Source organism: Aquipseudomonas ullengensis, assembly GCF_014174475.1.
In the GTDB taxonomy this organism is placed as follows: domain Bacteria; phylum Pseudomonadota; class Gammaproteobacteria; order Pseudomonadales; family Pseudomonadaceae; genus Aquipseudomonas; species Aquipseudomonas ullengensis.
The window spans coordinates 286,895-312,586 of record NZ_JACJUD010000005.1 but is presented as its reverse complement, the minus strand read 5'-3'; the positions used below and the strand labels follow the sequence as shown (position 1 = coordinate 312,586).

General features: G+C 65.7%; 27 protein-coding genes. 17 read left to right on the top strand and 10 right to left on the bottom strand.

Annotated elements, in window-relative coordinates:
• Positions 1-125: 125 nt before the first annotated feature.
• The 3 genes from H3H51_RS16595 to rmuC all read left to right on the top strand — a co-directional run bounded on the left by H3H51_RS16595 (position 126) and on the right by rmuC (position 2,991).
• Entirely contained in the window at positions 126-527 is a 402-nt protein-coding gene (locus H3H51_RS16595; RefSeq protein WP_328803675.1) for a hypothetical protein, read from the top strand.
• 492 nt (positions 528-1,019) lie between these two features.
• A complete protein-coding gene (locus tag H3H51_RS16590; RefSeq protein WP_183090172.1) occupies positions 1,020-1,442 on the top strand; it encodes a tetratricopeptide repeat protein in 423 nt (140 codons plus the stop codon).
• A gap of 67 nt (positions 1,443-1,509) precedes the next feature.
• The gene (gene rmuC / locus H3H51_RS16585) at positions 1,510-2,991 is read left to right on the top strand and encodes a DNA recombination protein RmuC (protein ID WP_407926514.1); all 1,482 of its coding nucleotides are present in this window, start codon (positions 1,510-1,512) and stop codon (positions 2,989-2,991) included.
• Positions 2,992-3,127: 136 nt separating this feature from the next.
• On the opposite strand, the gene H3H51_RS16580 is transcribed toward rmuC, so the two are convergent.
• The 5 genes from H3H51_RS16580 to H3H51_RS16560 all read right to left on the bottom strand — a co-directional run bounded on the left by H3H51_RS16580 (position 3,128) and on the right by H3H51_RS16560 (position 7,504).
• Positions 3,128-4,177: an alkene reductase gene (locus tag H3H51_RS16580; protein WP_183090171.1), complete on the bottom strand. Its 1,050-nt coding sequence runs from the start codon at positions 4,175-4,177 to the stop codon at positions 3,128-3,130.
• Positions 4,178-4,209: 32 nt separating this feature from the next.
• Positions 4,210-5,379: an MFS transporter gene (locus tag H3H51_RS16575; protein WP_183090170.1), complete on the bottom strand. Its 1,170-nt coding sequence runs from the start codon at positions 5,377-5,379 to the stop codon at positions 4,210-4,212.
• 57 nt (positions 5,380-5,436) lie between these two features.
• Complete coding sequence (locus H3H51_RS16570) at positions 5,437-5,742, bottom strand: ArsR/SmtB family transcription factor (protein ID WP_183090169.1); 306 nt, start codon at positions 5,740-5,742, stop codon at positions 5,437-5,439.
• A gap of 425 nt (positions 5,743-6,167) precedes the next feature.
• A complete protein-coding gene (locus H3H51_RS16565) occupies positions 6,168-6,338 on the bottom strand; it encodes a rubredoxin (protein ID WP_183090168.1) in 171 nt (56 codons plus the stop codon).
• Positions 6,335-7,504 (bottom strand): alkane 1-monooxygenase, encoded by a 1,170-nt coding sequence (locus H3H51_RS16560; RefSeq protein WP_183090167.1) that lies wholly within the window; start codon positions 7,502-7,504, stop codon positions 6,335-6,337. The genes H3H51_RS16565 and H3H51_RS16560 overlap by 4 nt, the downstream gene beginning before the upstream one ends.
• 124 nt (positions 7,505-7,628) lie before the next feature.
• Between H3H51_RS16560 and H3H51_RS16555 the strand changes: the two genes are divergently transcribed.
• Together H3H51_RS16555 and H3H51_RS16550 are read left to right on the top strand one after the other, a co-directional pair.
• Positions 7,629-8,669 (top strand): AraC family transcriptional regulator, encoded by a 1,041-nt coding sequence (locus tag H3H51_RS16555; RefSeq protein WP_183090166.1) that lies wholly within the window; start codon positions 7,629-7,631, stop codon positions 8,667-8,669.
• Positions 8,666-9,247, top strand: a complete 582-nt coding sequence (locus H3H51_RS16550) for an acyl carrier protein phosphodiesterase (protein WP_183090165.1) — start codon at positions 8,666-8,668, stop codon at positions 9,245-9,247. Before H3H51_RS16555 ends, H3H51_RS16550 begins: the two co-directional genes overlap by 4 nt.
• A 252-nt stretch (positions 9,248-9,499) precedes the next feature.
• Here the strand turns inward: H3H51_RS16550 and H3H51_RS16545 are convergent, their stop codons facing one another.
• Complete coding sequence (locus H3H51_RS16545; RefSeq protein ID WP_183090164.1) at positions 9,500-10,273, bottom strand: lysophospholipid acyltransferase family protein; 774 nt, start codon at positions 10,271-10,273, stop codon at positions 9,500-9,502.
• 263 nt (positions 10,274-10,536) lie between these two features.
• Positions 10,537-11,292, bottom strand: coding sequence for an L-ornithine N(alpha)-acyltransferase (gene olsB, locus H3H51_RS16540; protein WP_183090163.1), 756 nt, complete (start codon positions 11,290-11,292; stop codon positions 10,537-10,539).
• 184 nt (positions 11,293-11,476) lie between these two features.
• Between olsB and H3H51_RS16535 the strand changes: the two genes are divergently transcribed.
• Entirely contained in the window at positions 11,477-12,358 is an 882-nt protein-coding gene (locus H3H51_RS16535; RefSeq protein ID WP_183090162.1) for an acyl-CoA dehydrogenase family protein, read from the top strand.
• Between the two features lie 127 nt (positions 12,359-12,485).
• On the opposite strand, the gene H3H51_RS16530 is transcribed toward H3H51_RS16535, so the two are convergent.
• Together H3H51_RS16530 and H3H51_RS16525 are read right to left on the bottom strand one after the other, a co-directional pair.
• Positions 12,486-13,238 (bottom strand): anti-sigma factor family protein, encoded by a 753-nt coding sequence (locus tag H3H51_RS16530; protein ID WP_183090161.1) that lies wholly within the window; start codon positions 13,236-13,238, stop codon positions 12,486-12,488.
• Positions 13,235-13,741 carry a sigma-70 family RNA polymerase sigma factor gene (locus H3H51_RS16525; protein ID WP_183090160.1) on the bottom strand — a complete coding sequence of 169 codons (507 nt, stop codon included), beginning with the start codon at positions 13,739-13,741 and terminating at the stop codon, positions 13,235-13,237. The genes H3H51_RS16530 and H3H51_RS16525 overlap by 4 nt, the downstream gene beginning before the upstream one ends.
• Positions 13,742-13,898: 157 nt before the next feature.
• Here H3H51_RS16525 and H3H51_RS16520 point away from each other — a divergent pair, with 157 nt between their 5' ends.
• The 10 genes from H3H51_RS16520 (at position 13,899) to H3H51_RS16475 (ending at position 21,909) form a co-directional block, all read left to right on the top strand.
• A complete protein-coding gene (locus tag H3H51_RS16520) occupies positions 13,899-14,957 on the top strand; it encodes a catalase family peroxidase (RefSeq protein WP_183090159.1) in 1,059 nt (352 codons plus the stop codon).
• The gene (locus tag H3H51_RS16515) at positions 14,954-15,487 is read left to right on the top strand and encodes a cytochrome b (RefSeq protein ID WP_183090158.1); all 534 of its coding nucleotides are present in this window, start codon (positions 14,954-14,956) and stop codon (positions 15,485-15,487) included. Before H3H51_RS16520 ends, H3H51_RS16515 begins: the two co-directional genes overlap by 4 nt.
• A 98-nt stretch (positions 15,488-15,585) precedes the next feature.
• Positions 15,586-16,371: an oxygen-binding di-iron domain-containing protein gene (locus H3H51_RS16510; protein ID WP_183090157.1), complete on the top strand. Its 786-nt coding sequence runs from the start codon at positions 15,586-15,588 to the stop codon at positions 16,369-16,371.
• 94 nt (positions 16,372-16,465) lie between these two features.
• A complete protein-coding gene (locus tag H3H51_RS16505) occupies positions 16,466-17,581 on the top strand; it encodes a serine hydrolase domain-containing protein (RefSeq protein WP_183090156.1) in 1,116 nt (371 codons plus the stop codon).
• On the top strand, positions 17,578-17,910 hold the full coding sequence (locus H3H51_RS16500; RefSeq protein WP_183090155.1) for an amidase: 333 nt from the start codon (positions 17,578-17,580) through the stop codon (positions 17,908-17,910). Before H3H51_RS16505 ends, H3H51_RS16500 begins: the two co-directional genes overlap by 4 nt.
• Before the next feature lie 174 nt (positions 17,911-18,084).
• Positions 18,085-18,504: a DUF3302 domain-containing protein gene (locus H3H51_RS16495; protein WP_183090154.1), complete on the top strand. Its 420-nt coding sequence runs from the start codon at positions 18,085-18,087 to the stop codon at positions 18,502-18,504.
• A 3-nt stretch (positions 18,505-18,507) separates the two neighbouring features.
• Complete coding sequence (locus H3H51_RS16490) at positions 18,508-19,467, top strand: HlyD family secretion protein (RefSeq protein WP_183090153.1); 960 nt, start codon at positions 18,508-18,510, stop codon at positions 19,465-19,467.
• A 177-nt stretch (positions 19,468-19,644) separates the two neighbouring features.
• Entirely contained in the window at positions 19,645-20,220 is a 576-nt protein-coding gene (locus H3H51_RS16485; protein ID WP_183090152.1) for a YceI family protein, read from the top strand.
• Positions 20,217-21,380 (top strand): phospholipase D-like domain-containing protein, encoded by a 1,164-nt coding sequence (locus H3H51_RS16480; RefSeq protein ID WP_183090151.1) that lies wholly within the window; start codon positions 20,217-20,219, stop codon positions 21,378-21,380. Before H3H51_RS16485 ends, H3H51_RS16480 begins: the two co-directional genes overlap by 4 nt.
• A gap of 265 nt (positions 21,381-21,645) precedes the next feature.
• On the top strand, positions 21,646-21,909 hold the full coding sequence (locus H3H51_RS16475) for a DUF2790 domain-containing protein (protein ID WP_183090150.1): 264 nt from the start codon (positions 21,646-21,648) through the stop codon (positions 21,907-21,909).
• Between the two features lie 93 nt (positions 21,910-22,002).
• Here the strand turns inward: H3H51_RS16475 and metR are convergent, their stop codons facing one another.
• Positions 22,003-22,920, bottom strand: coding sequence for a transcriptional regulator MetR (metR, locus tag H3H51_RS16470; RefSeq protein WP_183090234.1), 918 nt, complete (start codon positions 22,918-22,920; stop codon positions 22,003-22,005).
• 227 nt (positions 22,921-23,147) lie between these two features.
• On the opposite strand from metR, the gene metE reads away from it, so the two are divergent.
• Positions 23,148-25,466: a 5-methyltetrahydropteroyltriglutamate--homocysteine S-methyltransferase gene (metE, locus tag H3H51_RS16465; RefSeq protein WP_183090149.1), complete on the top strand. Its 2,319-nt coding sequence runs from the start codon at positions 23,148-23,150 to the stop codon at positions 25,464-25,466.
• The last annotated feature ends 226 nt before the right edge of the window (positions 25,467-25,692 follow it).

The following is a 25,692-nucleotide window of genomic DNA, read 5'->3' as shown; positions in this document are numbered from 1 at the left end:
CGCGCGGATGTTGCTGCCCGGCAGCGCCATGAGTCGCTGTGCAGTTGACGTCGACGGCGCAGGCGCGGAAGGTTGCGCCATTCTTGCCGCCCGCCCCGAGCGGCACCCTGATAACGGAGCTTCCCGTGCCCCCGATCGACGCCCAGCAACGCCAAGCCATTCTGGAAGACCTCAACGCCCTGGACTGCACGGTCTACCGCCCCGACGACAACGACCCGGACGCTGAAGAAGAGGACCTGGGTGACGCCAAGATTGTCTTCGGTGCGGCCTTCGAGGCACCTGCGCAATGGGATGCCCATGAGCGCGAAGACTACTTCGGCGACAGCGATCCCGAGTTGTACGTCACCGCGCGCATCGAGTGCGAAGCCAAGCCGGCATCGTCCGCTTACTTTATCGCCCAGCCCGGCGACTACCTGGCGACCATGGAGGGCCTCGGCGAGGTGGTGATGTATTACGTCTACGACCTGATCGAGGATGCCAGCGAGCGCAGCTTCGTGCTGATCCGCGACGAAGAAGAGCTGGGCTGAAGGTTCTGTGGTGCGGGCGTTGGTTGCCCGCTGAACTGCGTTTTCCCCCTCAGTTTTTCCGACGAACCGGCGCTGTGGGCGCCTTCTGTTTTAGTGCGCCGGGCTACAGGTGCCGGCCCAGAGGGCTGAGCGCCCCAGCGCCCTTAAACAGGGCGTTCGTCGGGGCAGGGCCGCGGACTTGTGCACAATTGCGAAGCACCTTGTCAAGCTCCTGTCATAAAACCGCGTAACTGCTTGATTCTCTGTGATCATTTTGCAAGTCAATGAAAAATAAAGATTTTTTTCATTGGTGAAAAAAGCATCAGTTTGACTCGGAGCCCCGTCCCACAGGCGATGAGAAGAGTTTCCACCAAGTTGTCCACGGAGTTATCCACAGGTTCTGTGGATTGTCCCGAGCGCTTGCTCTAGAGCGCTTTTGCGCGTGCTTGGCAAGTCTTTACCAGAGAAAAAAAGAGAGTAGAGTGGCGCGCCCCGCAGTCAGCCAGTCCATTCATGAAGTCGCGCGTTCTGCCTCTCGCCCTGTCCCATCCGCCGAAAGAACCCACTCGTCTGCCGCTGCGCTTTGTGCTCTGGCTGCTCGACCGTCCGCGCCTGGGGCACAGTGCCAGCATCAAACGCATCGCCGGGCGCATGCTCAAGCAACCGGCGCGTCAGGGCGTGGTGCTGGCGCAGAGTCGCCTGGGGCAGCTGCTATGCCGCGATTGCGGTAATGCCCGTGATCGGCGCATCGGTTTCGAGTTGCTGCGCCAGGCCGGCCGTGCCGGTGATCTGCACGCGCAACTGGAGCTGGGGCGGTTGTATTGCCAGCCGCGCCAGCGCGAGCCGCTGCAGGCCCGCCACTGGCTGGAGCAGGCCGCTGCCCAGGGTTCGCAAGAGGCGGGGCAACTGCTCGGGCGGATGCACAAAAGCGTCTGATTCGGTGGCGTGGCGCTAGGTATACTGCCCGGCACCGCGAACCACACAGCGAGCCCGTGCCGTGCCTTTGCCCTTTGCCTTTGACCTTTCCAACCTGCTCCTCGGCCTGCTGCTGGGCGCTGCGCCGCTAGCTGTGCTGGCCTGGCAACTGCAGCGCAAGCTGGCCCTGCAAAGCGCCGAGCGCCTGCTGCTGGAAGAGCGTCTGAATACCGCGCGCCTGGCCCAGGATGGCCTGACCGCCCAGCTCGATGGCAGCCTCGATGAAGTGCGCAGCCTGCAGCAGGAAGGCGCCCGCCAGCAGGCTGAACTGGCCGCCTTGCGCCGCGAGAGCGAGCTGCTCGGCCAGGAGCGCGTCACGGCGCGTGAGGCGGCACAGGACTGGAGCCGCGAGCGTGAACTGAAAGAAGGCGAACTGCGTCGCCTGGAAAGCGAGCGCGCCGGCCTCAGCGCCGAACTACGCGAGCAGCAGGACGGCCACCAGCAGCGCCTGAGCGACCTGCAAAACTCCCGCGACGAACTGCGTGCGCAGTTTGCCGAGCTGGCCGGCAAGATCTTCGACGAGCGCGAGCAGCGCTTCGCCGAAACCAGTCAGCAGCGCCTCGGCCAGTTGCTCGACCCTCTAAAGGAACGCATCCAGTCGTTCGAGAAGCGTGTCGAGGAGAGCTACCAGAACGAAGCCCGCGAGCGCTTCTCCCTGGCCAAGGAGCTGGAGCGCCTGCAGCAGCTCAACCTGCGCCTGGGTGATGAAGCGACCAACCTGACCCGTGCCCTCAAAGGCCAGAAGACCCAGGGCAACTGGGGTGAGCTGGTGCTGGAGCGAGTGCTGGAGCATGCCGGCCTGGAGAAGGGCCGCGAGTACGAGACCCAGGTCAGCCTCAAGGGTGCCGACGGCGAGCGCTTCCAGCCGGACGTGCTGATCCAACTGCCGGGCGACAAACAAGTGATCATCGATGCCAAAGTCAGCCTGACCGCCTACCAGCAATACGTCACTGCCGACGACGAAGTCATCCAGCAGCAGGCGCTGAAGCAGCACCTGCTGTCCCTGCGCACCCACCTCAAGGGCCTGGCGGGTAAGGACTACAAGCGCCTGGACGGGTTGCACAGCCTGGATTTCGTGCTGCTCTTCGTGCCGATCGAAGCGGCATTTGCGGCCGCCCTGCAGGCCGACCAGAACCTGTTCCAGGACGCCTTCGAGCAGCATGTGGTGATCGTCAGCCCCACCACGCTGTTGGCCACCCTGCGGGTGATCGATAGCCTCTGGCGCCAGGAGCGGCAGAGCCAGAACGCCCGCGAGATCGCCGAGCGTGCCGGCCAGCTGTATGACAAGTTCGTCGCCTTCATCGGTGACCTGGACGAAGTCGGCAGCCGCTTGCAGCAGTTGGACAAGGCCTATGCGGCGGCGCGCAACAAGCTGTGCGAAGGCCGTGGCAACCTGGTCAACCGGGTGGAAAACCTCAAGCTGCTTGGCGCGCGCGCCAGCAAGAGCCTGCCGGCCGATCTGCTGGAACGCGCCGCCGGCGTACCGATGCTGGACGACGCCGGCGAGTAAGTAACCGAGCACAAAAAAGCCCCGCAATTGCGGGGCTTTTTTGTGGGCCAGGTGCGCTCTTGTAGGAGCCAGCTTGCTGGCGATGCTTCGCGCTGAAGCGGATCGCCAGCACGCTGGCTCCTAAAAATTACGCGGCTTACAGACGTGGGTAGTCGAGGTAACCGACCGGGCCCCGGCCGTAGAACAGCTCCGGACGCGGCTCGTTGAGCGGTGCGTCGGTGGCCAGGCGCTGGACCAGGTCCGGGTTGGCAATGAAGGGAATACCGAACGCCACGGCATCGGCCTTGCCTTCGCTCAGCCAGGTATTGGCCTGTTCCTTGGTGAAGCGTTCGTTGGCGATGAACACGCCGCCGAATTGCTCTTTCAGGTACGGGGTCAGGCTGTCGTCGGCGATCTTCTCGCGGGCGCAGATGAAGGCGATGCCGCGTTTGCCTAGTTCACGGGCAACATAGCCGAAGGTCTGGTGACGGTCGGAGTCGCCCATGTCATGGGAGTCCGCACGGGGCGCCAGGTGTACGCCAACGCGGCCGGCTTCCCACACGCTGAGTACCGCATCGGTCACTTCCAGCAGCAGGCGTGCACGGTTTTCCAGGCTGCCGCCGTATTGGTCGCTGCGCTGGTTGGTGCTGTCCTGCAGGAACTGGTCGAGCAGGTAGCCGTTGGCTGCATGGATTTCCACGCCATCGAAGCCGGCGGCCTTGGCGTTTTCCGCGCCACTGCGATAGGCCTCGACGATGTCGGCGATTTCTTCGGTTTCCAGGGCGCGCGGGGTGACGTAATCCTTCAGCGGACGAACCAGGCTGACATGGCCCTTGGCGGCTATGGCGCTCGGCGCGACCGGCAGTTCGCCATCCAGGTAGGACGGGTCGGAAATGCGCCCGACGTGCCACAGCTGCAGGACGATGCGCCCGCCGTTGGCATGCACGGCGCGGGTTACGTTGAGCCAGCCGCGTACCTGGTCATCGGACCAGATGCCGGGGGTGTCCGGGTAGCCGACGCCCATCGGCGTAACCGAGGTGGCCTCGCTGATGATCAGCCCGGCGCTGGCGCGCTGCACGTAGTACTCGGCCATCAGCGCGTTGGGTACGCGGCCTTCGTCGGCGCGGCAGCGGGTCAGCGGGGCCATGATGATGCGGTTCGGCAGTTCGAGGTCGCCGATCTTGATGGGGTCGAAGAGTGTGGTCATGGTGAGTCTCCTTGGATCAGTCGAGTACGGGGTCAGTCGAGTACAACGTCGGCGGCGCTGGTGGCGTTGCCGAGGGAAAAGGTCAGCAGGGTGGCGAGCAGGGCTAAGCCGGCGAGTACCGCAGCGGCCAGCGGCACACTGGTCAGGCCCAGGCCCTGGCTGATGACCACGCCGCCAATCCACGCGCCCAGGGCATTGCCCAGGTTGAACGCGCCGATGTTGAGGGTGGACACCAGGTTCGGTGCGGCCTGGCCGAAGGTCATCACGTTGATCTGCAGGGCTGGAACAGCAGCGAAGGCGGCGGTGGCCCAGAGGAACAGGGTGATTTCTGCGGGGATCAGCGTATGGCTGGTCCAGCTGAACAGGGTGGAGAGCAGCGCCAGGGCGATGAATACACCGCACAGGGTGGTCGCCAGGCGCCAGTCGGCCAGCTTGCCGCCGAGCAGGTTGCCGAGGGTCAGGCCCAGGCCGATCAGCAGCAGGCTCCAGGTGATGCCGCGCGGCGACACGCCGGTCACGTCGCCGAGCAGCGGGGCGATGTAGGTGAACAGGGCGAATACGGCGGCGGAGAACAGCACCGTGGTGCTCAGCGCCAGCCAGAACCCGGCACCACGCAGGGCGGCCAGTTCATTGCGCAGGTTGGCCGGTTGTTCGTCACGTTTGGTCGGCAGCACACGCCACAGACCGATCAGCGCCAGCACGCCAATGGCAGTGACTGCCCAGAAGGTCGAGCGCCAGCCGGCTGCCTGGCCCAGTGCGGTGCCCAACGGTACGCCAAGCACGTTGGCCAGGGTCAGGCCGGTGAACATCAGGGCTACGGCCGAGGCCTTGCGGTTCTCCGGAACCAGGCTGGCGGCGACCACCGAACCGATGCCGAAGAAGGCGCCGTGGCACAGCGCGGTGACCACCCGGGCGATCATCAGCAATTCGTAGTCGGTGGCGGTGGCGCAGAGCAGGTTGCCGAGGATGAAGATGCTCATCAGTGCGAGCAGGGCGGCCTTGCGTGGCCAATTGGAGGTGACCAGGGCCATGAACGGCGCGCCGATGGCCACGCCCAGGGCATAACCGGTAACCAGCCAGCCGGCGCCGGGAATACTCACGCCGAGGTCGGCGGCAACATCCGGCAGCAGGCCCATGATGACGAACTCCGTGGTGCCGATGGCAAACGCGGATAAAGCGAGGACGAGAAGCGAAAGAGGCATGGGCCTGCTCCTGGGGATTCTTGAAAAAAGTGCCTGCGATAACGCGCAGGGTGGGTCTTAGAGTTGGGCGTTGAAGTCTTTGAGGAAGGCCTGGATGACCTCTTCGTTACGCTTGAAGAAGCTCCATTGGCCGACCTTCTTGCTGCTGATCAGGCCAGCGCGTTGCAAGGTGGCGAGGTGCACGGAAACGGTCGACTGCGACAGGCCGCAGCGCTCGAACTGGCCCGCGCACACGCCGATCTCCAGCGGATGGTCCTGGTCGGGGAAATGCTGCTCCGGCTCTTTCAGCCATTGCAGGATTTCACGGCGAACCGGGTGGGCCAGGGCCTTGATGATTTCGTCGATGTCGAGGGGCGTCGCCATGGTGTTGATCACTGGTATATCGAGGTGGGACGAACTTTATATCGAGAAGGGACGATATGCGGATCGTTTGTGCCGATACTGATTATCGACAGGGCTGATGACGGTTTTTGGTAGGGGCGAGTGGTGCGGGCGGGTTGGTTGTTGGCAGGGTTGATAAGTCGCAGGTCAGGGCTGGAGATATTCTTGCGGGCAACCGGAGGGCTGGATGGTGGCTCGACCCCTCACCCCAACCCTCTCCCCAGAGGGGAGAGGGGGCAGTCCGGTGTGCCTTTGATGAATAGGGTGGGGCTGCGACAGAGCCGGCGGCTGACACAAGACCATTCCCTCTCCCCTTTGGGGAGAGGGCTAGGGTGAGGGGGCTTTGCTGAGGCTGGCAGTAAGCTGAGCGGTAGTCCTTGCGGGGCCCTTTCCCAGAAAAGAGGAGGTCAGGCGCCCGGCACTTCCTCGAAATCCGCCTTCACCCGTACCGCACAATCCGGACAGGCAAAGTCATCAGGCAGCGCCTCCCAGGCGGTTCCCGCTGCATAGCCCTGATGCGGTTCGCCGCGCTCCTCGTCATAGCGATAGCCGCATTCCGGGCATTGGAACTGGCTCATGCCGGCGCATCCTGCAGGTGGTACTGGCGCATCAGGCGCTCGCGATGGCCGGGCTGGAAGTTGATCCGCGCCGTCTCGCCATTCACTGCCTGCAGCAGGCGCGGGTTCATCACGCGGAACCACAGCGGCGGGCAGTACGCCAGCAGGTACATGCCGAAGTAACCGCTGGGCAGGCGCGGCAGGTTTTCGAAGTTGCGCAGCGACTGGTAGCGCCGGGTCGGGTGGGCGTGGTGGTCGGAGTGCCGTTGCAGGTGGAACAGCGCCCAGTTGGAGAACAGGTGATTGCTGTTCCACGAATGGTGCGGCTGGCAAATCTCGTAGCGGCCGTTGTCCAGTTTGCGGCGCAGCAGGCCGTAGTGCTCCAGGTAGTTGGCCGAGGTCAGCTGGAAGGCGCCCCAGAAGGCCGTGAGCAGCAGGTAGGGCAGCAGGGCGATGCCGAACACCGCGACCAGCCCGCCGTACAGCGCCAGGCTGATCAGCGCCGGTTGCAGCACTTCGTTGCCCAGGCTCCAGGGCGATTGGTTGCAGCGTGCCAGGCGCTCCTTTTCCAACTGCCAGGCGCGGCGAAAGCCGCCAGGCAATTCGCGCAGCACGAAGCGGTAGATGTGCTCGCCCATGCGCGAGGAAGCCGGGTCCACCGGGGTCGCCACGTCGCGATGATGGCCGCGGTTGTGCTCGATGTAGAAATGCCCGTAGCAGCACAGGGCCAGGGCGATTTTGCCCAGCCAGCGTTCCAGTGCACTTTTCTTGTGGCCCATTTCGTGGCCGAGGTTGATGGCGAACCCCAGGCCGCCGCCGGTGGAAATGATCATCGCCAGCACGCCATGCCAGGCCAGCGGCTGGGTGGCGACGAACGCCGCGTTGGCGATGAAACCCAGCCACAGCAGCGGTACCAGCAGGTAGGTGATCCAGCGGTAGTAGGGGTCGGCTTCCAGTCCGGGCACGGCCTCTTCCGGCGGGTTGCTCGGGTCTTCGCCGATCAGCGCATCGAGCAGCGGAATGCCGAAGTAGAAGAACGCTGGCGACAGCCACAGCCAGGCATTCAGGGGCGCGACCAGCAGGTACAGCGCCGGGCCGATCAGGCCCAGTGCCGGCACGAACAGGGACATCAGCCACAGCGGGCGTTTGCGATCACGGTAGGGCAGTGCGGGGTTGAGCGTGGTCATCTTGTTCTCTCCGAGGTTCTTCGACCTGGGTCCAGCATGGGCCGGGTTGGGCAAGGACAGAACCGTTGAGTCGGGCAATAAATCGTCATATGGTGACAACTTCAGCCCGTTGCCGGAGCGCCCCATGCAATCCAGTGTTTCGCCGCTGCAGCCTTGCCTGCACCCCATCTACGCCCGCCTGTTGTGTGCGGCGCTGTGCCAGCATGGCTTCAGCGAAGCGCAGGTAATGGAGGGCACCGGCCTTGATTGGGCGCACCTGCACAGCGACAACCGCCGCCTGAGTTTCGCCCAGGTGCAGCGCCTGGTAAGGCGTGCGGTGCAGCTCACCGAGTGCCCCTGGCTGGGCCTGGAAACCGGCTGCGCCACCCAGGTCTACGCCCACGGCCCGGTGGGCTATGCGGCGGTGGCCTGTGCCGACCTGCGCGGTGTGCTGCAGGTGGTCGAGCGCTTCAGCGTGCTGCGCCTGAGCAGCCTGCGCCTGACCGGCCACCAGGTGGGTGAGCGCTATTGCCTGAGTGCCGATGAGGATTTCGATCTGGGTGATGTGCGCGAATACATCCTCTCGACCCTGGCCGGGACATTTCTGCGGTTGCTGGAAATGGTCTGCGGCCCGCTGCCGTCGGGGGCCGTGCAGTTCGACTTCCCCTTCGCTGAGCCGGCCTGGAGCGCGCGCTACCGCGAACTGCTCGGCGGCGCGGTGACCTTCTCGGCCGACTGCTACCGCGTCAGCCTGCCGCTGGCCTGGCTCGAACGGCCGAGCCTGAGCGCCGATGCCAGTGCCGCACGCCTGGCCCTGCGTGACTGCGAGCACCTGCTGCTCGGCGCCGAACAGGGCGGCGACTGGACCAGCCGTGTGCAGCTGCGCCTGCTGGCCTGCGAGGAGCGCTACCCGACGCTGGAGCAACTGGCCGAGGAGTTCCACCTGTCCGAGCGCACGCTGATCCGCCGCCTGCGCGACGAGGGCACCACCTACCAGCAACTGCTCGACGAGGTGCGCCAGGAGCTCGCCTGCTGGTTGCTGCTGAACACGCCGCTGAGTGTCGAGCGGGTTGCCGAGCGCCTGGGCTACCAGGACAGCAGCAATTTCAGTCGCACCTTTCGCCGCTGGCTGGGCATGACGCCCAATGCCTGGCGCTCCGGCAGCGCCGAGGTATTGCGGCCATGAACTACCTGGCTCACCTGCACCTCGGTGGCAACGCTCCGGCGCAACTGCTGGGCAGCCTGTATGGCGACTTCGTCAAAGGGCGACTGGAGGGGCGTTTCTCGCCACAGATCGAGGCGGCCATTCGCCTGCACCGACGCATCGACGTATTCACCGATCGCCACCCGCTGACCGAGCAGGCGCGTGCGCGTTTCCCCGTCGAGCGGCGGCGCACCTCGGGCATTCTGCTCGACCTGTTTTTTGACCACTGCCTGGCGCGCCACTGGCACGACTACGCGGACGAGCCGTTGGCGCAGTTCACTGCGCGGGTCTACGCGGTGCTGGATGCCGAGACGCAGCTACCCGAGCGCCTGGCCTACATCGCCCCGCGCATGGCGGCCCAGGACTGGCTCGGCAGCTATCGAGAGTTTTCCGTGCTGCAACCGGTGCTGCAGGGCATGAGCCGACGCCTGTCACGGCCGCACTTGCTGGATGGTGCGATGGCCGAGCTGGAGCGTTTGTACGAGCCGCTCAGTGAGGATTTCCGGGCGTTCTACCCCGAGTTGCAGCGCTTTGTCGGTGACGCCGAGTCGCTGTTGTAGGAGCCAGCTTGCTGGCGATCGGACGGTCAGCAGCGCACACAAGCACCGTAGGGTGGATGACGCTCTGTTCATCCAACATAGCCCCGCTCGGTGGATCGGTGAAGCGCGATCCACCCTACGTTGCGGCCCCGAGTTGCAGCGCTTTGTCGGCGCGGCTGGTGTTTATTGGCCCCACGCTTGGCGTGGAAACCATCTGAAACCGAGGTAGGGCGGGTGAAACCTGCGTAGCAGCCGACGCGGGTTCCACCCGCCCTACGCTGCGGCTCGCTCGGGTTCTTCCATTGCACCAAATAACGCCACCTGCACCGCGCGCTGCGCCTGGCGGGCCAGGGCGTTGCGCTCCAGGCCGAGGCTGGCGATGGGGGCGAGTAGCTGGATCTGCACCGTGGCCCGTTCGGCGGCAAACAGGCGCAGCAGGTGCGAGAGCAGGTCGTCGTCGCCGATAAAGGGCGCAATCGGGTCGGCGGCACCCTCACGCAGGTAACGGATCGCCACCGGCTGCACCGGCACATAGGCCTCGATGGCGCTGGTCAGCAGGCGGCCGTGAAAGGTGCGCACCTGCTGGCCGTCGGTGGTGGTGCCTTCGGGGAAGATCAGCAGGTGGCGGTTGGCGGTCAGGTGGCGGTGCAGCTGGCGCGCCAGCAGGTTGCTGTCGCCCGAGCCCCGGCGGATAAACAGCGTACCGGCCTGTACTGCCAGCCAGCCAGCCAGCGGCCAGTCGCGCACCTCGGCCTTGGACAGGAACGACAGCGGCAGCAACTGGCCGAGCAGGGGGATATCGGTCCACGACACATGGTTGCTGACCCACAGCATCGGCTCGCGTGGCAGCTCGCCCAGCACCTCGACATCGAAGGGCAGGGCGCGGCTGAGATGGCGCAGGTACCAGCGGCTCAGGCGCTGGCGCAGGCCCATCAGGTCACGGCGGCGCAGGCGCTGAAGCAGGCTGGTGGCGCCGGCCAGGGCGAGGCCGAGCAGCAGCACGGCGCCCAGACGGGTGAGGCGCAGGTAGAGACGGAGTCGGTTCATTGAGGCTCTCGGGCGCTGGGAGGTGGAGTGGGGTTGCGAGGTTTTGCAGGGGTTGTCAGCTGTTGCGTTCCCTCACCCCAGCCCTCTCCCGGAGGGAGAGGGGGCTCGATCGACGCTGGCTTGTACACCGAGCCTGCCCACATCTCGGTCTGCCTCCCTCTCCCTTTGGGAGAGGGTTGGGGTGAGGGGTTGAGCCCCGGCGCTGCGGCTGTCACTGCGTGCAACGCCGCCTGGCTGACGTTCAAGATATCCGCGACAGGTGCTCAGACCGCAGCCTTGAAGTGGCGCGCATAACGCGGGCACAGCTCGTCGCGCTTGAGCAGGATGAATACGTCGGCGACCTGGAAGTCTTGGTCCCAGCACGGCTCGCCGCACACCTTGGCGCCCAGGCGCATGTAGGCCTTGAGCAGTGGTGGCATCTCGGCGATGACATTGCCTGGCACGTCCAGCGTCGGCAGCGGGTGCTTGGGCTCGGCGCGCAGGTGCTCGGTGCACAGGTAGCGTTCGCGCAGGCGCTGCATGATCGCCTGGGCCTGGATGCCGCCGTCCTGCATGGGGATGCTGGCGCAGCCCATCAGGTAGCGGTAGCCGCCTTCGTTGAGCACTTCGGCCAGCTCGCTCCACAGCACGGCGATGGTGCCGCCGTTGCGGTAGGCCGGGTCGACGCAGGTACGGCCGATTTCCAGCACCGGGCCTTCGAGATGGGCCAGGCCGTGCAGGCTGAACTCTTCCTCGCTGTAGAACCGCCCGAGGGTGGCGGCGGCGCGATGATCGAGCAGGCGGGTGGTGGCGACCAGGCGGCCGCTGTTCAGGTCGCGCACGCCGATGTGCTGGCAGTGCAGGTCGTAGTCATCCATATCCAGGCCCAGTTCGGCGCCCTTGAGCTTGGCGTCGAACTCGCGGCTGAATACGGCAAAGCGCAGCGCCTGGGCTTCCTGCAGGGCGCTGGCACCGATCAGGCGTTCGGCTTGCAGGCGGCGTTCGGTGGTGGTGTCGCGGGTACGGGCGATCTGGGTCATCGATTAGCCTCCATAAGCCAGCCTGCGATGGGTTGCGGCCGGTCGACTTTGTTGGGCAAGCTCAGACTAGAAACACCCGGTGTCACCTCCGTGAATGTTCGGTGATGCTTGTATGACACCCTCCAGGGTCTGCTGTGTATCGACACCGCGGGCGCTGGCTCGAACATCCAACGAGGAATTCCCCATGCCGTGGCAAACCCTGCTGCACACCCGTGACCGTCTCCCCGCCAGCGATCTGGAGAGCTGGTACAGCGCGCTGCTGGAGCGGGTCGGTGAAGCCACGCCGCTGTCCCTGGCGGTGCTCGGCGGGCGGCTGGCGGCGACGCCGGGCCTGGCATTTCTTGCCGGCTACCAGGGCGCCTTGCGCGCCTTGTGGCCGGCCGCGCCGCGTTCGCTGGGGGCGCTGTGCGTGACCGAGAATCGCAGCACGCGCCCGGCCGACATGGCCACGCGCCTGACGGGCCTGCACCTGTCCGGGCGCAAGGATTTCGTTACCGCCGCCGAAGCCGCCGACTGGCTGCTGGTGGTCGCCCGCGAAGAAGAGGACGGTGCGTCGCCGCAGTTGGCCATGGGCGTGGTGCGCAATGGCGACCCCGGCGTGCGCATCGAACAGCTGCCCGCTTTGCCATTGATGCCGGACATCAGCCACGGTCGCCTGCACCTGGACCACGCTCACTGCGAGCGTTTGCCGGGCGATGGCTGGGATGCCTACGCCAAACCCTTCCGCAGCATCGAAGACCTCCACGTGCTGGCGGCGCTGTGCGCCTGGCTGTATGGCGTGGGCCAGGACTGTGAGTGGCCGCAGGACGTGCAGCTGCGCCTGCTCGGCCTGCTGGCGGCCTGTGCGGAAGTTGCCCGCCTGTGCCCGAGCGCGGCGAGCAGCCACCTGTTGCTGGCCGGGCTGTTCGCCCAGTTCAAGGCCTTGCGTGTCGATCTCGATGCAGCCTTCGCCAGCGGCCCGGCCGAGTGGTTTGCCCTGTGGCGGCGTGACGGCGGGGTGCTGGAAATCGCCCGCACGGCCCGCGAGAAGCGCTTGGAGAAGGCGCTGGCGACGTTACAGGGGTAGGGTGGCTCGCGCGTTGCGGGGCTAGGTGGCTGCCTTGGGTAGGAGCGAGCTCTGCTCGCGAAGCGCTGTTCGCGAGCAGAGCTCGCTCCTACAAAAAATGGCTCCAGCAGGCCGCTCAGATCCATGCCTACAGGCGCAGGGCCTGCTGCAAGGGCGCGCTGCGGGGGTCGTTGCTTCGGCTGACCAGCGCGTAGTTGTAGCCGGCGCGCGACCAGTAGCGGGCCTGCAGTTCGCCATCCTGGCGCTCGCCTGCCGGCATGTCGGCATACAGCGCGCCTGGCGCGCGCAGGTACAGGCTGATGCGCTGGCCCTGATCATCCTCGAACAGCAGCAGGGCGGCCGGGCCCTGCTCGGTGGTCAGCAGGCGTCCGCCGACCGGGTGCAGGCCATAGGCGCTGAGATCTGGCAGCCGCGAGGCATGGCTGAAACGCTGATCCAGCCAGCTCTGCAGGGCCGCCGGTTGGCTGGCTTTTACATCCACCGCGCTGGCCTGGTCGAGGGCGAACAGGCGGTGCGCCTCCAGGGCATCCTGCATCGGCGGGTTGGCCGCCAGCAGCGTCTGGTTGCGCGCCTGCCAGCCGCCCGTCCCACCGATCCCCAGTGCCACCACCAGGGCCGCGGCTGTCGCCAGCCGGCGTTGCTGGCGGGCGCGTTGGCGGCGGCGAATGGCGGCGGGGTCGAGCTGCGGATTGCTGCCCGTCAGTTGCAGGTTGGCCAGCGCGGCGCGCAGGTTCTGTGCATCGCGGCGCCAGCCGGCCACTTGCGCGGCCACCTCCGGGTTGGCTGCCAGGTAGCTGTCCACGGCCTGCCGTTGTGCCGCGTTGAGGCGACCGTCGAGGTAGGCGTGCAGGTCGTCTTCGCTGGGCTGGAAGGGATTCATTTGAGTCTCCGCAGAGGGGGCTGTGGGCTTTCGCCTTCGCTCAGGGCGCGCAGGGCCTTGCGCGCCCGCGACAGGCGCGACATCACCGTGCCGATGGGGATGTCCAGGCTGTTGGCGGCTTCCTGGTAGCTCAGGCCTTCGACGCTGACCAGCAACAGCAGGGCGCGCTGTTCGGTCGGTAGCCGGGCGAAGGACGCCAGGGTCGAGTGGGCGATGGCGATGTCATCCAGCGAGGAGCTGTGCGGCTCTTCTTCGCGGCCGAACAGGCTGAGCAGTCGCGCATGGCGTTTGGCCCGGCGTTGGCCATCGAGAAACTGGCGGTAGAGGATGCTGAACAGCCAGGCGCGCAGGTCGCCTTCCGGGCGCTTGCTGCGCCAGCGCGACAGGGCGCGCTCCAGCGTGCTCTGCACCAGATCGTCGGCGCTGGCTGGCTCGCGGGTCAGCCACAGGGCGAAGCGGCGCAGGCGCGGCAGCAGTTCGCGCAGTTCGGCATCGTCGATCATCGGGCTCTCGGGGCGGGTGGTGTGCGGGCCTGCGCGCAGGCGGTTATGCGGGAGAGACGCCGGGGCGTGAAGTTTATTCCACCGGCGTGGGAATAAACCCCTGGCTGCTGCGTCCCACTGGCTCATTTACCCGGCCGCAAGGCCCTGGAGCCTGTTCATGAGTGAACCATCTATGCCCTGGCCACGCCAGCTCGGGCGCTTGTCGCTGATTGCCCTGGGCGTAGCCGTGCTGGCGAGCAGCTTTGCCTATGTGGCGGGCTGGATCGATCCGCAGCGCCTGTCGCCGCAGCGCTTCATCGACACCTTCGAGGCCAATGCCGGGGTTTATCCCGGCTATCGCCGTGCCCATGCCAAGGGCCTGTGCATCAGTGGTTATTTCGACAGCAATGGTGCGGCGGCCGGTCTGTCCCAGGCGCAGGTCTTTGCGCCGGGGCGGGTGCCGGTCAGCGGTCGCCTGTCGATTGGCGGCAGCAACCCGCACGCCGCCGACACCAGTGTGCCGGTGCGCAGCATGGCGCTGTTGTTCCAGCAGGCCGATGGCCAACAGTGGCGCACGGCGATGAATACGCCGCCGGTGCTGGCGGTGGGCACGCCCGAGGAATTCTTCCAGCAGGTGCAGGCCATGCAGCCCGACCCGGCGACCGGCAAGCCGGACCCGGCGCGACTGCAGGCCTTCTTCGCCGCGCATCCGCAGAGTGCCGAGTTCCGCCAGTGGGCGCAGGGCTACAAACCGAGCAGCAGTTTCGCCAGCAGCACGTTCAACAGCATCAATGCGTTCTACCTGGTACAGGCCGATGGCAGCCGCCAGGCGGTCCGCTGGTCGATGGTGCCGGAGCTGGCGCCGGTGGCTCTGGCGCAGCAGCCCAGCGATGCCGATGCCCTGCAGCATGAGCTGTTGGCGCGGCTGGGGACGGGGGCAGTGCGCTGGCATTTGTTGCTGACCCTGGCCGAAGCAGGAGATGCGGTGGACGACGCGACCCGGCAATGGCCGGCGAGCCGGCGCCAGATCGACGCCGGCACCTTGGTGATCGAGCAGGCGAAGGGGCAGCTTGAGGGCGAGTGTCATGGGCTTAATTTCGACCCGCTGATCCTGCCCGAAGGCATCCAGCCGTCGGCCGATCCGATCTTGCTGGCGCGTTCCGCCGCCTATGCCGAGTCCTACCGCCGGCGTACCCGCGAAGGCACGCCTGTAGCCACTGCCGGAGCCCAGCCATGAAGCCTGTTGTCACCTCATTCAGCCCCCTGGCGCGCCTGCTGCACTGGCTGATGGCGCTGCTGATCCTGGCCATGCTGTTTATCGGTGTGGGCATGGTCAGCAGCCTGTCGCCCTGGCAGCCGCAGTTGGTGGCCATTCACAAGCCGCTGGGCCTGCTTCTGCTGGGCTTGCTGGTGCTGCGCATCATCGTGCGCCTGCGCCAGCCGATTCCGGCCTTGCCGGCGGATATGCCGGGCTGGCAGCAGCGTATGGCGCAGCTGTCCCATGTGTTGCTGTACCTGCTGATGCTGGCCTTGCCGCTGCTGGGCTGGGCGATGCAGGGCGCGGCCGGGTATCCGCTGCGGCTGGGTAGTTGGCTGCTGCCTGCTATCGCCCCGCAGGATGCCGATCTCTATGCCCTGCTGCGCGGGGCTCATGGCTATCTGGCCTATGTGCTGTTCGCCTGCGTTCTGCTGCACCTGGCCGCCGGCTTGTTCCATGGCCTGATCCGGCGGGACGGCGTGCTTGCCAGCATGTTGCGCAAGTCGTGAACGCCGGCTGGGCTTTTAGTCGCGTGCCTTGATCCAGGTCAGTAAGGCTGTAACGGGCTGCGGTTATGTTCGCCTCGCGTTTTTCCAGTGAGGTTTCCATGCGCCGCGAGCCCATCGTGCTGTTTGATAACGGCAGCCACCAATGCCTGATGTTCGATGACCTGGTCAGCGGCGAGGGAGTGCAATCCAACCAGTTCCTGATCACCGACAACGAGCAGTACCTGCTGCTCGACCCCGGTGGCGACCTGACCTACACGCCGCTGTCGCTGGAGCTGTCCAAGCACATCCCGGTGCAGGCGCTGACCTACATCTTCGCCTCGCACCAGGACCCGGACATCATCGCCTCGCTGGACAAGTGGCTGCTGCACACCCGCGCGCGGGTGATCTGCTCCAAGCTGTGGGCGCGCTTCCTGCCACACCTGACGGCCAACTACCTGGCCCTGAGCCACGGTATCTGCACTTACGACCGCATCATTGCCCTGCCGGATCGCGGGCAGAGCTTCGCCCTGGGCAAGTGCCAGCTGAAGGCGGTGCCGGCGCACTTCCTCCATTCGGTGGGCAACTTCCAGTTGTACGACCCGGTGAGCAAAATCCTCTTCTCCGGCGACATGGGCGCTTCACTGGTGGACGACGCCAACCCGGTGCTCGACTTCGTCAACCACATCCCCAACATGGCCGGCTTCCACCGCCGCTACATGGCCAGCAACAAGGCCTGCCGCTTCTGGGCGCAGATGGTGCGCGAGATGGACGTGGCGATGATCGTGCCGCAGCACGGCCGGCCCTTTGTCGGCCAGGCGATGATCCATGCCTTCCTCGACTGGATCGAGCATCTTGAATGCGGCCTGGACCTGATGACCCAGCAGGACTATCGCTTGCCTGATTGAGCCATGGCAGTCCGCTTTTCGTCCGCTTTGGACATGTTGTTGGTCCTCTGTGGCGTGCTAGGGTCGGGCCTTTCCGCTGCCATGAGAGTGCCCGATGTCGCTTGCCCTATTGCGCCGCCTGAGCCTGACCGGCCTGTGCTGCCTCGCCGCCAGCCAGGCGCTGGCCGAAACCTGGCCCGCCGCCGACTGGACCACCCACACCGCCGCACCCAGCGCGGCGATCGACGCGCTGGAGGCGTACGCCTTTCCCGCCCGCGATGACGCCACGCGCAAGGGCGTCCGCACCGACGCGCTGCTGGTGATCAAGGACGGCGAGGTGGTCTACGAGCGCTATGCCGGGCCGAACAACGCACAGACACCGCACCTGACCTGGTCGATCAGCAAGAGCCTGTTCGCCAGCGTACTCGGCGTCGCCTATGGCGAAGGGCGCTTCCAGCTCGACGATCCGGTGGCCAAGCACTACCCACCGTTCGCCCCGCACCCGGCGGTGAAGATGGGCCACCTGCTCAACTGGGCCTCGGGCCTCGACTGGCAGGAAGACTACGAATACGCGCCGCTGAAGTCCTCGGTGGTGGCCATGCTCTACACCCGTGGTCGCACGGACATGGCGGCCTTTGCGGCCGGCCATCAGCTCGACGCATTGCCCGGCACGCGCTTTCGCTATTCCAGCGGCGACAGCAACGTGCTGTCGGCCAGCCTCAAGCAGATCCTCGGTGAGCCGACCTACCGCGACTATCCCTGGACTGCGCTGTTCGAGCCGCTGGGAATCAAGTCCGCCGTATGGGAGCGTGATGCCAGCGGCACCTTCGTCGCCTCGTCCTATGCCTACCTGAACGCTCGCGACCTGGCCCGCGTCGGCCTGATGATGCAGCACGACGGGCGCTGGGGTGAGCGCCAGGTGGTGCCGGCCGCCTGGGTCGCGTTCAACCGCACGCCGTTCGCCAACTTCCAGCCGAACCCCGAGGAGCCTCGTCGCGCCGTGCCGGGCGGGCAGTGGTGGCTGAATGCGTCGGTGGCGGGTGCGCCACTGCCGTGGCCGGATGCGCCGGATGATGCCTTTGCGGCCCTCGGCCACTGGGGCCAGGCGCTTTATGTGCTGCCTTCGCGCAACATGGTCGTGGTGCGCTACGCCGATGATCGCGATGGCCGCTTCAGCGACAACGAACTGCTCAAGCGCGCCTTGGCCGCCTTCGCTGGAGAACAGCCATGATCAAGCGCCGTCCGTTCCTGTCTGCCTTTCTCCTGTTGCTGCTCGGCCTGGCTTTGCTGGCCTGGAGCAATCGTGTGCACCTGGCTGCCTTCCCCGGCATCGTCGGTGCCTACTCGGCCAAGGAATACTGCTCGTGCCGCTATGTGGCCGGCGCGCCGGCGGATTACTGCGTGGGTTATGTGAAGCAGTACGTGCCGCTCAGCGATTTCCTCGACGACGAGGCGCACAAGCGCGTGACCGCCCGTGGCCTGGGCAGCAGCCAGACCGCCGCCTGGATCAGCCCGCGCGAAGGCTGTCAGTTGCAGCCGCAGGCCGATCCGCTGCCATAAGTGGCGGGGAGTACACGGCGCTCGCCAGGGCGTCGTGGCTTCACTCTCGCTGAATCTGCTCGACGCTGGCAATCATCGGGACTCGCGATATAACCTGCACAGGCTTTGCACAGTGATCCTGGTTCAGGTAGTCGGGCGCTGTGTTTCCATGGATGAAAACTAGAGAGAACCTCGATGCTTGATTACATTGCGTTGGGTCTGTTGTTTTTCGTAGGCATCGTACTGTTCTACGGAATCATCGCCCTGCACGACATCCCCTACGAGATCGCCGTACACCGCAATCACCCCCACCAGGATGCGATCCACGCCACCGGCTGGGTCAGCCTGTTCACTTTGCATGTGCTGTGGCCGTTCCTGTGGATCTGGGCCACCTTGTACCGCGAAGATCGCGGCTGGGGGTTCAGTGACGGCAAGTCGCCGAAGAACCATGTGGCGCATCTGGAACAACAGGTCGGCGAGTTGCAGCAACGTGTTGCGCAACTGGAAGCTGGACAGGACAAGACGGCGAATGTGGCACCGCCACCGGTTGCAGCCCCCGAGCCCGTACCGCCCGCCGCACCCGGCACCACGCCACCTGCCGGCGAAGGGGTATAAGCCATGGACCTGTTACTGATTCTGAGCTACACGGCCGTCTGCGTTGCCATCTTCAAGATCTTCCGCATCCCGCTGAACAAGTGGACCGTTCCTACCGCTGCCCTGGGTGGCATCGTGCTGATCGGCGCGCTGATCTTCACCATGAACTACAACCACCCGTACTCCGAGGTGGCGCGCTCCTATTTCGTCTCGGTACCGGTGATCCCGGTGGTCACCGGCCAGGTGATCGAGGTGCCGGTCAGAGGCAACCAGATGCTGGAAAAAGGCGATGTGCTGTTCCGCATCGACCCGGCGCCCTTCGAGAACAAGGTCAAGTCGCTCAAGGCGCAGATGGTCTCGGCCAAGGCTGACCAGTACCGCGCCAGTGAACTGGTCAAGCGCAATGTCGGCAACCGCCGCGACCTGGACATCACCACCGCGCGCGTGGACGACCTGCAGGCGCAACTGAATATTGCTGCATACAACCTGGAGCACACGGTGGTGCGGGCACCGAGCAAGGGCTTCGTCGCTCATGTATCGCTGCGCGCGGGGATGATGGCGACCCGCTTGCCACTGCGCCCGTCGATGGTCTTTATCCCCGACGAGGGCTACTACTTCACCGCCTGGATGCGCCAGAACAGCCAGTTGCGCCTGAGCGTGGGCGACGAGGCGGAAGTGGCCTTCGACGGCATTCCCGGCAAGGTCTTCAGCGGCAAGGTGAAGCAGGTGATCGGGGTGATCGGCGAGGGGCAGGTGCAACCTTCCGGTACGCTGATCAGCTATACCGGCTCGCCACCGGCAGGGCGGGTACCGGTGCTGATCGAAATCACCGATCCGGAGTTCGTCCAGTACAGCAAGCTGATGCCGGGCGGTGCCTACGGCCAGGCGGCGTTGTACAGCGAGCACTTCCACCATGTGGCAATCATGCGCAAGATCCTCCTGCGCATGGCGGCGTGGATGAACTACATCTTCCCGTTCCACTGATCGGTGTGAGCTGAACAAAAGGCGCCTTCGGGCGCCTTTTTTGTTTCTGGGTAGGGCGGGTGCAACCCGCGAAAACCCACAGCGCGAGTTTCACCCGCCCTACAAGGGAGCACCAGGCTTTGCATTGCCGGCTCGGGCCGCTATCGTTGCGCTGACACAGCCGGATCAAGAGCCCCCATGTTCAAGCGCTATACCTTCCTTCTCGCGGCCTGCCTGGCCCTGCCGGCGCAGGCCGGCTGGTACCTGGACAACGAGTCCTCGCGCCTGTCGTTCATTTCGACCAAGGCGGGCAACTTCTCCGAGGTGCACCGCTTCCTCACCCTGCACGGCAAGGTCGATGACCAGGGCGCAGCGCGCCTGCGCATCGAGATGGAGTCGGTCAGCACCGGCATTCCGGTGCGCGACGAGCGCCTGCGCAGCCTGCTGTTCGAGGTCAGCCAGTTTGCCGATGCGCACGTCATGGCGCAGCTCAACCTGGGGCTGATCACCGACCTGGCGCCAGGCGCGCAGCTCGAGCTGAGCCTGCCGATTCAGGTGGAGATTCGCGGCCGCAAGCATGGCTACATGGCCGAGCTGCTGGCCACGCGCCTGGATGACCAGCGCTTCCAGGTGGTGACCCTGGCGCCCCTGGTGATCGATGCCGGCGACTTCGGCCTGGAGGCCGGCGTGGAGGCCCTGCGCAAGGCCGCGCGGTTGTCCTCCATCAGCCTGTCGGTGCCGGTGGGTGCCGTGCTGATCTTCACCGTGCGATGAACCGCGGCACGATCTTCCCCTGGAAGGCCGGTAATCGCTTCGAACTGCTGGTCGATGGCCCGCAGTTCTTTCCCGCCATGCTCGCTGCCATCGACCAGGCCGAGCAGCGCGTGGCCCTGGAGTTGTACCTGGCCGAAGATGGGCGCTGCAGTGCGGCGCTGGTCACGGCGCTGTGTGCCGCGGCGCAACGCGGGGTGGAAGTGTGCTGCCTGTTCGACGACTTCGGCTGCCGTGGCCTGGGCCCCGGCACCCGCCTGCAGCTGGTCGATGCCGGTGTGCAGGTGCGCTTTTACAACCCGTTGCGCCTCGGCCACGGGGTGAGCAATTTCTTTCGCGACCACCGCAAGATCCTGGTGGTCGACGAGCACTGCGCTTTCGTCGGCGGCACCGGCGCCACCGATGCCTTCTGGGACCCGCTGGAGGAACAGAGCGACTGGCATGAAGTGATGGTGCGCATCGAGGGGCCGCTGGTGGCGCACTGGCGGATCATCTTCGATCACCAGTGGCCGCCCAGCGGCATCGGCATGATGCCCTGGTGGCCGTTGCAGCGCGGCGGGCTGGATCACCTGCCGCCGAGCCCGGCTGTGGGCCACGGCATGGGCCGCGTGGCCTACGCCAACACCAGTCAGTACCTGGATATCGTGCAGTCGCTGCTGCGCAGCATGCTGCATGCCAAGCAGCGGGTGTGGCTGGCCACGCCGTACTTCCTGCCCAGCCGCAAGGTTCGCCGCTTCCTCGCCAGGGCCGCCAGCCGCGGCGTGGACGTGCGCCTGCTGCTGACCGGGCGCAACACCGACAACGCGCCGGTGCGTTTCGCCGGCCAGCGCTACTACCCCAAGTTGTTGCGCGCCGGTGTACGCATCTTCGAGTACCAGCCGCGCTTCCTGCATTTGAAGATGGTGCTGGTGGACGACTGGGTGAGCATCGGCTCGTGCAATTTCGACCACTGGAACCTGCGCTTCAACCTCGACGCCAACCTCGAAGCCTTCGACCCGCAGCTGACCCAGGCGACGTCTGACTGCTTCACCGCCGACTTCGCCGAAAGCCGCGAAATCACCCTCGAAGACTGGCAACGCAGGCCATTGCTCAAGCGCTTCTACCAGCGCCTGTGGGGTTGGCTGGATCGGTTGGTGGTGAACCTGCTGGATCGGCGGCGCTAGCAGCCTGCGGGTGGTGTGTGGGCTGGGTGAGGCGCATTTTTCGCCTCGTCGTCCCCGCGAAGGCGGGGGCCCAGAAGGGCTCCAGCCTGCCCGGTGATTGTTGTGCGGTGCGCAATAGTTCTTCAGCTATGTACGCCTGTATCACCCCTGGGCACCTTTCTAAAATGGCCACCGCAGCGCGCCACTCGGGCGCCAGAGAGCAACTCTCGGGATCGTCCGCGTACCTGTAGGCGCTGCCAATTCCCTACGCCTTTGAGGTTAATCGATGAAAACCCTAGCTCTGCTGGCCCTGGCCGGCCTGTCTTCGTTCGCCTTCGCGGCGGCCCCCGAGGAAACCGCCAGCGCCGGGCATGTGCAGTCCGAACAGTACCGCTACGGGATGGACCTGGATGTCGCCCACGTGATCGCCGTAAGCGACGTTTCCCATGAGTGCGGCGTGGTGCCGGCGACCATGACCTACAAGGATCACCAAGGCGACGTGCATCGCCTGGAATACCTGGTGCAGGGCGGCGGTTGCAGCGAAAACTGAGTAGCCGCACCCTTGTAGGAGCCAGCTTGCTGGCGATCCGGAGCCAAAGAGCATCGCCAGCAAGCTGGCTCCTACAGAAAGCGACGCGTTTGCTCAGCGCGCCGCGCTGACCCCTTCCAGGGTGGCGAACGAGGTGTCCTTGGCCGTCAGCAGGAAATCGCGCATGAACGGCGCGTCCAGCATGTCGGCGCGGATGCCCGCATACAGCGTGGCATACAGACTCTTTTCCCCCAGGCGCTTGGCCGTGACATAGCCGCGCGAGCTGTACTCGTGCAGCGCCCAGTTCGGCAGGCCGCACACGCCGCGGCCACTGGCCACCAGCTGCATCATCATCACCGTCAGCTCCGAGGTGCGTACCTGCGCCGGCTCCACGTCGGCCGGTTCGAGGAAGCGGGTGAAAATATCCAGGCGGTCGCGCTCCACCGGGTAGGTGATAAGCGTTTCCGTGGCCAGGTCTTCCGCCACGATGTAGGGCTTGTTTGCCAGCGGATGCTGGTTGGCCACGGCCAGCTGCGCCTCGTAGGTGAACAGCGGCACGTAGGTGATGCCGGCCAGCTCCACCGGGTCGGACGTCACCACCAGGTCGAGGTCGCCACGGGCCAGCGCCGGCAGCGGGGCGAAGGAGAAGCCCGAGGCCAGGTCCAGCTCGACTTCCGGCCAGGCATCGCGGAACTGGTCGATGGTCGGCATCAGCCACTGGAAGCAACTGTGGCACTCGATGGCCATGTGCAAGCGCCCGGCGGTGCCGCCGGCCAGGCGCGCCAGGTCGCGCTCGGCGCTGCGCAGTTGCGGCAGCAGGCTGTCGGCCAGTTGCAGCAGGCGCAGGCCGGCACTGGTGAAGCGCACGGGCTTGGTCTTGCGAATGAACAGGGACAGCCCGAGCTGGCTTTCCAGCTCCTTGAACTGGTGCGACAGCGCGGACTGGGTCAGGTGCAGGCGCTCGGCCGCTTCCACCAGGCTGTCCGCCTCGCGCAGGGCATGCAGGGTCTTCAGGTGGCGGATTTCGAGCATGGCGGCCTCGGCGATGTGGATAGTGGTGTAGGAGCGAGCTGTGCTCGCGAACATTGGCAACACGGACGTTGCGTAGGGCGAGTGAAACCCGCGAAGGATCACGCGGGTTTCACCCGCCCTATGTTTAAACATGAGTGAAACTGTAGATAGTCAAGAATATGTTGAGTTTGTCTCATGTGCAGTCGGCTGTCGAGAATGGCGCCATCGACGAACAAGGAGACAGACTCATGGCATTGGCCCACAACCTCGGCTTTCCCCGCATCGGTCGCGATCGCGAACTGAAGAAAGCCCTCGAAGCCCACTGGAAGGGCGAGCTGGATGAAGCCGGCCTGCGTGCCGTTGGCCGCGAGCTGCGCGCCCGCCACTGGCAACTGCAGAAAGAGGCCGGCATCGAGTTGCTGCCGGTGGGTGATTTCGCCTGGTACGACCAGGTGCTCGGCCACTCGCTGGCCTTCGGGGTGATCCCCGAGCGCTTTCGCCCGCACGGCGGCAAACCGACCCTCGATACCCTGTTCGCCATGGCCCGTGGCTCCGTGGGCAGCCACGGCAGTGCCGGCTGCTGTGGCGGTGCTCATGCGCAACCTGCTTTCGCCCAGGAGCTCACCAAGTGGTTCGATACCAACTACCACTACCTGGTGCCGGAATTCAGCGTTGATCAGCAGTTCCAGCTGAGCTGGGAGCAGCTGTTCGAGGAAGTCGACGAAGCCCGCGCGCTTGGCCACAGCGTCAAGCCGGTGCTGATCGGCCCGCTGACCTACCTGTGGCTGGGCAAGGCCAAGGGCGATGATTTCGACCGTTTGGGCCTGCTGGATAACCTGTTGCCGGTCTACGGTGAAATCCTCCAGCGCCTGGCCACGCAAGGCGTGGAGTGGGTGCAGATCGACGAGCCGATTCTCGGCCTCGACCTGCCCCAGGCCTGGAAGAACGCTTTCGAGCGTGCCTACAACATCCTCCAGCGCGAGCCCGGCAAGAAGCTGATCGCCACCTATTTTGCCGGTCTGGAAGACAACCTCGGCCTGGCCGCGGGCCTGCCGGTGGATGGCCTGCATATCGACCTGGTGCGCGCGCCGGAGCAGTTCCCGGCGATCCTCGATCGCCTGCCGGCCTACAAGGTGCTGTCGCTGGGCGTGGTCAACGGGCGCAATGTCTGGCGCACCGATCTGCAGCAGGCCCTGGAGCTGCTGCAGCAAGCCCAGGAACGCCTCGGCAGCCGCCTGTGGGTGGCGCCGAGTTGCTCGCTGCTGCACAGCCCGGCCGACCTCGGTCGCGAGGATCAGCTGGACGCCGAACTGCACAGCTGGCTGGCCTTCGCCGTGCAGAAGTGTGCTGAGGTCGCGACGCTGGTGGCGGCCCTGAACGACCCGCAGGACGTCCAGGTCCAGGCTGCGCTGGCGCACAGCAATGCCGTGCAGGCCAGCCGGGTGCAGTCGCCGCGTATCCACAAACCGGCGGTGCAGGCACGTCTGGCGGCGGTCAGCGCGGCCGACAGTCAGCGCCAGTCGGTCTTCGCCACGCGCATCGAACTGCAGCGTGCGCACCTCAAGCTGCCGGCATTCCCGACTACCACCATCGGCTCGTTCCCGCAGACGGCTGCGATCCGCCTGGCACGCCAGTCGTTCAAGCAGGGCAAGCTGTCCCGCGCCGCGTACACCGAGGCCATGCACAGCGAAATCCGCCATGCGGTGGAGATCCAGGAACGCCTGGGCCTGGACGTGCTGGTACACGGCGAGGCCGAGCGCAACGACATGGTCGAGTACTTCGCCGAGCAGCTCGACGGTTACGCCTTCACCCGTTTTGGCTGGGTGCAGAGCTACGGTTCGCGCTGCGTCAAACCGGCGGTGATCTATGGCGATCTGAGCCGCCCGCAAGCGATGACAGTTTCCTGGATCGAGTACGCGCAAACCCTCACCGACAAGGTGATGAAGGGCATGCTGACCGGCCCGGTGACCATGTTGATGTGGTCCTTCCCGCGTGACGACATTTCCCGCGAACAGCAGGCGCGGCAGTTGGCCCTGGCGATTCGCGACGAAGTGGTCGACCTGGAGGCCGCCGGCATTCGGGTCATCCAGATCGACGAAGCGGCGTTCCGTGAAGGCCTGCCGCTGCGCAAGGCACAGTGGCAGGGTTACCTGGACTGGGCCAGCGAAGCCTTCCGCCTGTGTGCCAGTGGCGTGCGTGATGAAACGCAGATCCACACGCACATGTGCTACAGCGAATTCAACGACGTGATCGAGTCCATCGCGGCGATGGATGCCGACGTGATCACCATCGAGACGTCGCGTTCGGACATGGAGCTGCTGGATGCCTTCGAGGCCTTCGAGTACCCCAATGAGATCGGCCCGGGCGTGTACGACATCCACTCGCCGCGGGTGCCGGATACCAGTGAAATGGTGCGCCTGATGCGCAAGGCGGCGCAGCGCGTGCCGGCCGAGCGTCTATGGGTCAACCCGGATTGCGGCCTGAAGACCCGCGCCTGGCCGGAAACCGAAGCGGCGCTGGTCAACATGGTGGCGGCGGCGCGCCAGCTGCGCAGCGAACTGGCGTGATGCGGCCTTGCGTAGGGCGGGTGAAACCCGCGAAGGGGCAACGCGGGTTTCACCCGCCCTACGACTGGCAGAGCCGAACGCAGCTTGATGACGCCGCGCATTCTGCAAGGAGTGCGCGGCGTTTGCGTTGTTGTGCCTGGATGCAGCGCTAATCCAGTTCGAACCTGGCGGGCTGCTCGGCGGTCAGCATTTGTGTAGGGACTCGGTCTGGCCGCCTTCGGCCAGG

What these genes read in the sequence shown, in the direction of transcription:
- H3H51_RS16590 (WP_183090172.1), top strand. Translation starts at nt 1,020, where the DNA reads ATGAAGTCGCGCGTTCTGCCTCTCGCCCTGTCCCATCCGCCGAAAGAA.
- H3H51_RS16580 (WP_183090171.1), bottom strand. Translation starts at nt 4,177, where the DNA reads ATGACCACACTCTTCGACCCCATCAAGATCGGCGACCTCGAACTGCCG.
- H3H51_RS16575 (WP_183090170.1), bottom strand. Translation starts at nt 5,379, where the DNA reads ATGCCTCTTTCGCTTCTCGTCCTCGCTTTATCCGCGTTTGCCATCGGC.
- H3H51_RS16570 (WP_183090169.1), bottom strand. Translation starts at nt 5,742, where the DNA reads ATGGCGACGCCCCTCGACATCGACGAAATCATCAAGGCCCTGGCCCAC.
- H3H51_RS16565 (WP_183090168.1), bottom strand. Translation starts at nt 6,338, where the DNA reads ATGAGCCAGTTCCAATGCCCGGAATGCGGCTATCGCTATGACGAGGAG.
- H3H51_RS16560 (WP_183090167.1), bottom strand. Translation starts at nt 7,504, where the DNA reads ATGACCACGCTCAACCCCGCACTGCCCTACCGTGATCGCAAACGCCCG.
- H3H51_RS16555 (WP_183090166.1), top strand. Translation starts at nt 7,629, where the DNA reads ATGCAATCCAGTGTTTCGCCGCTGCAGCCTTGCCTGCACCCCATCTAC.
- H3H51_RS16550 (WP_183090165.1), top strand. Translation starts at nt 8,666, where the DNA reads ATGAACTACCTGGCTCACCTGCACCTCGGTGGCAACGCTCCGGCGCAA.
- H3H51_RS16545 (WP_183090164.1), bottom strand. Translation starts at nt 10,273, where the DNA reads ATGAACCGACTCCGTCTCTACCTGCGCCTCACCCGTCTGGGCGCCGTG.
- olsB (WP_183090163.1), bottom strand. Translation starts at nt 11,292, where the DNA reads ATGACCCAGATCGCCCGTACCCGCGACACCACCACCGAACGCCGCCTG.
- H3H51_RS16535 (WP_183090162.1), top strand. Translation starts at nt 11,477, where the DNA reads ATGCCGTGGCAAACCCTGCTGCACACCCGTGACCGTCTCCCCGCCAGC.
- H3H51_RS16530 (WP_183090161.1), bottom strand. Translation starts at nt 13,238, where the DNA reads ATGAATCCCTTCCAGCCCAGCGAAGACGACCTGCACGCCTACCTCGAC.
- H3H51_RS16525 (WP_183090160.1), bottom strand. Translation starts at nt 13,741, where the DNA reads ATGATCGACGATGCCGAACTGCGCGAACTGCTGCCGCGCCTGCGCCGC.
- H3H51_RS16520 (WP_183090159.1), top strand. Translation starts at nt 13,899, where the DNA reads ATGAGTGAACCATCTATGCCCTGGCCACGCCAGCTCGGGCGCTTGTCG.
- H3H51_RS16515 (WP_183090158.1), top strand. Translation starts at nt 14,954, where the DNA reads ATGAAGCCTGTTGTCACCTCATTCAGCCCCCTGGCGCGCCTGCTGCAC.
- H3H51_RS16510 (WP_183090157.1), top strand. Translation starts at nt 15,586, where the DNA reads ATGCGCCGCGAGCCCATCGTGCTGTTTGATAACGGCAGCCACCAATGC.
- H3H51_RS16505 (WP_183090156.1), top strand. Translation starts at nt 16,466, where the DNA reads ATGTCGCTTGCCCTATTGCGCCGCCTGAGCCTGACCGGCCTGTGCTGC.
- H3H51_RS16500 (WP_183090155.1), top strand. Translation starts at nt 17,578, where the DNA reads ATGATCAAGCGCCGTCCGTTCCTGTCTGCCTTTCTCCTGTTGCTGCTC.
- H3H51_RS16495 (WP_183090154.1), top strand. Translation starts at nt 18,085, where the DNA reads ATGCTTGATTACATTGCGTTGGGTCTGTTGTTTTTCGTAGGCATCGTA.
- H3H51_RS16490 (WP_183090153.1), top strand. Translation starts at nt 18,508, where the DNA reads ATGGACCTGTTACTGATTCTGAGCTACACGGCCGTCTGCGTTGCCATC.
- H3H51_RS16485 (WP_183090152.1), top strand. Translation starts at nt 19,645, where the DNA reads ATGTTCAAGCGCTATACCTTCCTTCTCGCGGCCTGCCTGGCCCTGCCG.
- H3H51_RS16480 (WP_183090151.1), top strand. Translation starts at nt 20,217, where the DNA reads ATGAACCGCGGCACGATCTTCCCCTGGAAGGCCGGTAATCGCTTCGAA.
- H3H51_RS16475 (WP_183090150.1), top strand. Translation starts at nt 21,646, where the DNA reads ATGAAAACCCTAGCTCTGCTGGCCCTGGCCGGCCTGTCTTCGTTCGCC.
- metR (WP_183090234.1), bottom strand. Translation starts at nt 22,920, where the DNA reads ATGCTCGAAATCCGCCACCTGAAGACCCTGCATGCCCTGCGCGAGGCG.
- metE (WP_183090149.1), top strand. Translation starts at nt 23,148, where the DNA reads ATGGCATTGGCCCACAACCTCGGCTTTCCCCGCATCGGTCGCGATCGC.